The sequence below is a fragment of the Streptomyces sp. XM83C genome (assembly GCF_023072675.1).
GTDB lineage: Bacteria > Actinomycetota > Actinomycetes > Streptomycetales > Streptomycetaceae > Streptomyces > Streptomyces thermocoprophilus.
In genome coordinates this window covers 1-2,862 of sequence record NZ_JALLGL010000486.1, presented here as the reverse complement: position 1 = coordinate 2,862, position 2,862 = coordinate 1, and the positions used below count along the sequence as shown (strand labels likewise).

3 protein-coding genes are annotated in these 2,862 nt (G+C 73.6%); 1 reads left to right on the top strand and 2 read right to left on the bottom strand.

From position 1 onward, the window contains the following. The coding region (locus tag MTQ10_RS29565; protein ID WP_247473489.1) for a lytic transglycosylase domain-containing protein at positions 1-847 on the bottom strand (847 nt) is incomplete at its 3' end. 449 nt (positions 848-1,296) lie between these two features. Between MTQ10_RS29565 and MTQ10_RS29560 the strand changes: the two genes are divergently transcribed. Next, positions 1,297-2,157 carry a DUF4184 family protein gene (locus tag MTQ10_RS29560; protein WP_247473490.1) on the top strand — a complete coding sequence of 287 codons (861 nt, stop codon included), beginning with the start codon at positions 1,297-1,299 and terminating at the stop codon, positions 2,155-2,157. Here the strand turns inward: MTQ10_RS29560 and MTQ10_RS29555 are convergent. Beyond that, positions 2,117-2,533, bottom strand: a complete 417-nt coding sequence (locus MTQ10_RS29555) for a hypothetical protein (protein ID WP_247473488.1) — start codon at positions 2,531-2,533, stop codon at positions 2,117-2,119. The two genes, MTQ10_RS29560 and MTQ10_RS29555, sit on opposite strands and share 41 nt — an antisense overlap. Positions 2,534-2,862 lie beyond the last annotated feature (329 nt).

The window sequence follows — 2,862 nt, the reverse complement described above, 5'->3', positions numbered from 1 at the left end:
CGGGGGTCTCGTCGCTGGGGTGGGAGGGTACGGGCCCGGTGCCGTCCGGGATCTCGTGGGTGCCCTTGCGGTAGTGCTCCAGCCAGGTGAGGACCAGGTTCAGGTATTCGGTGGAGTTGTTGTAGCTGAGGATCGCGGCACGCAGGCCCTTGTCGGTGGCCATGTCCCGGTCGGCGCGGCACAGGTAGTGGCCGGCGGCGAGCGCGGCGTCGTAGATGTTGTTCGGGTCCGCTGTTCCGTCGGCGTTGCCGTCGCGGCCGGCCCACGCCCAGGTGGACGGGATGAACTGCATGGGGCCGACGGCGCGGTCGACGGTGGTGTCGCCGTCGTAGGCGCCGTGGTCGGTGTCGGAGATGTGGGCGAAGCCGTTGCCGTCGAGCTTGGGGCCGAGGATCTTGCCGATGGTGGTGCCGTCGGCGTCGACCTTGCCGCCGCGGGCCTGACCGGACTCCACCTGGCCGATGGCGGCGAGGAGTTCCCACGGCAGATTGCAGCCGGGCTTGGTCTGCGCGAGCTCGGCCGCGGCCTTCTTGTAGGCGTCCAGGACGGTCGCGGGGATGCCGGCCCCGCCGCTGTCGCCGGTCGTCGCGGGCGGTGTGGTGCCGCTGGCCGGCGCGGGGGCGGGACTCTTCAGCGGCGGCAGGTCGGTGTAGTACCGCGAGTTGCCGGAGGCGGTCTCGTCGGCGGGCAGGTCCGGGACGGGCTGCGCGCCGGTGCTGCTCGGTCTGCCCTGCTCCTCGACGGGGGTGTCGGGCGCCTGGGACGCCGTGAGCGCTGCCACCGCCAGTGCGGCCACCGTGGTGGTCACCGCTCCCTTGCGCAGCCGGCTGCCGAAGTGCGCCGCCATAAAGTGAACCCCTCCCGTGGACGCCCGAGCGTCCGTCTGTCGTCTGCCGTGCCCGGTGTGCCGTGCTCGCCATGGTGTGACGATCGACCCGCCGTGCTGGTTGCCCTCGTGACGGGTTTGCGTATTTATCCGTTTTCTGTTGTGTGTCGAGCGCTTCGCGCACGAAGTGCGGTGTGTCATGCCCTTGATGCGACCGCCGACACCCTGCGGGGTCCGGCCCCGCCCTGCCTGTACGGGTGGCTCCGGTGCCGCGCGCAGCGCCCAGTGACCCTACGACAACTTCCTTTGCCCGGACACCCGTTCGTGCCCGGTTTTCACCGATTGGCCATGAGGTGTTCCGGTAGGGGCGCCGGCTCGCACGGCTGTGCGGGATCATGGTCGGGTACGTGACCGAAGGCGTCGGCCGACCGCCGGGGCGGCTCGGCGGTCCCGCGTCCCGGGAGGGCATGTTGCCGTTCACTTTGAGCCATGCGGCGGCCGTGCTGCCCGCCGTCCGCAGCGACGGCACCGGACGCGGCCGGCTGCTGCCGACAGTGCTGATCGCCGGGTCGTTCGCACCCGACATGACGTACTACGCGGCGAGCGCGATGTCCGGGGCGATGGAGTTCGGCGAGGTCACGCACTCCTTCCCGGGGGTGTTCACCGTCGACGTGGTGATCGCCTGGGCGCTGGTCGGGCTGTGGCTGCTGCTGCGCGAGCCGCTGGTGGCGCTGCTGCCGCGGGCGTGGCAGGCGCCGTGGGCGGGGCTGCTGCGGTGCGGCGCGCCCCTCACACCGGTCGGGCCTCGGCGGGCGCTGTGGTGGTACGTGTCGGCGGCGCTGGGCGCGCTGACGCATGTCGTGTGGGACGCGTTCACCCATCTCGACCGGTGGGGCATGCGGTTGTTCCCGGTGCTGGGCCGTGAGGTGGCCGGCTCCCCGCTGTACTGGTATCTGCAGTACGGCGGTTCGGCCGTCGCCGCCGTCTTCATCGCGGTGTTCGTGGTGCGCGCGCTGCGCCGGGCGCCCGCGGCAGGCCCGGTGGGGGTGCCGGTGCTGTCGGTGCGGGACCGGTGGACGGCGGCGGCCGTCGTCGGCGCCGTGGTCGTGGTCGCGACGGTGCGGCGCCTCACCCGGTGGTGGGAGTACCGGGGCGCGCACTCCGCGAAGCCGTGGGAGGTGATCCCGACGCTGTGCTTCGGCGCGGGCGCGGGTCTGGTGACCGGGCTGCTGCTGTACGCGGTGGGGGTTCGGCTGTGGCGTCCCGCCCCGCGGGAGCATGCCGCCGTGGTCAGTGCGGGCGCCGGCCCGGGCGGTCCGGGCGGTCGCTGAGGCCGGGGCCGCCGGTCGGCAGGGGTGCCATCACGAAGACCGTGAACGTCCGGGTCGGGCGGGGCCGCGGCAGCCGGGCCGTGAGCAGGGCGAGGAAGCCGAGGACGACGTCCGACCGGGCCCGCCAGACGGCCGCGTCACCGAGCCGCAGCGCGTCGCGGACCGCGCGCCCGTGTCCGGCGATACGGCGGCCCAGCCGGGCGGCGCGCATTGTCAGGGCCCGCAGGGGGTCGGAGGGGATGCGGGCGGTACCGGCGGCCGGGGCGTACGGCGGGACGGTGGGGAGCGACGCGCGGGGAGCCGCGTCGGCATCGGCCGCAGCCGGTTCGTGGGCCTTAGCTCGTGCCGTGCGGCGGTGGAGCATGCGTATACCCATGCCCGCATCCTCACGGCGGAAGCCCCCACGGGGCCTTTCTGCGACGGCCGGGCGGGTGACAGCCACACGGGCGCCCGCCCGGGCGGACAAGCGGATCCCGGCCGGTCGGAGCGTGCCGCCCACCATGCCTCATGGGCGCAGGTGGTGACGTCGCCGTACAGGCGGTACGTGCCCTCGGGGCGGTCAGGGAAGGCGAGCCACGCCCCCGTTATGTTTTCCGCGGCTCCGCAATGGGGCCGCTGGCCTCCGGGCCCGGCATGACTGTTGCCCCCTGTCGAAGGCATGACCTGGGGGGTGGTGTCACCGGGTCCGGGGGTGTTCGTCGGAGA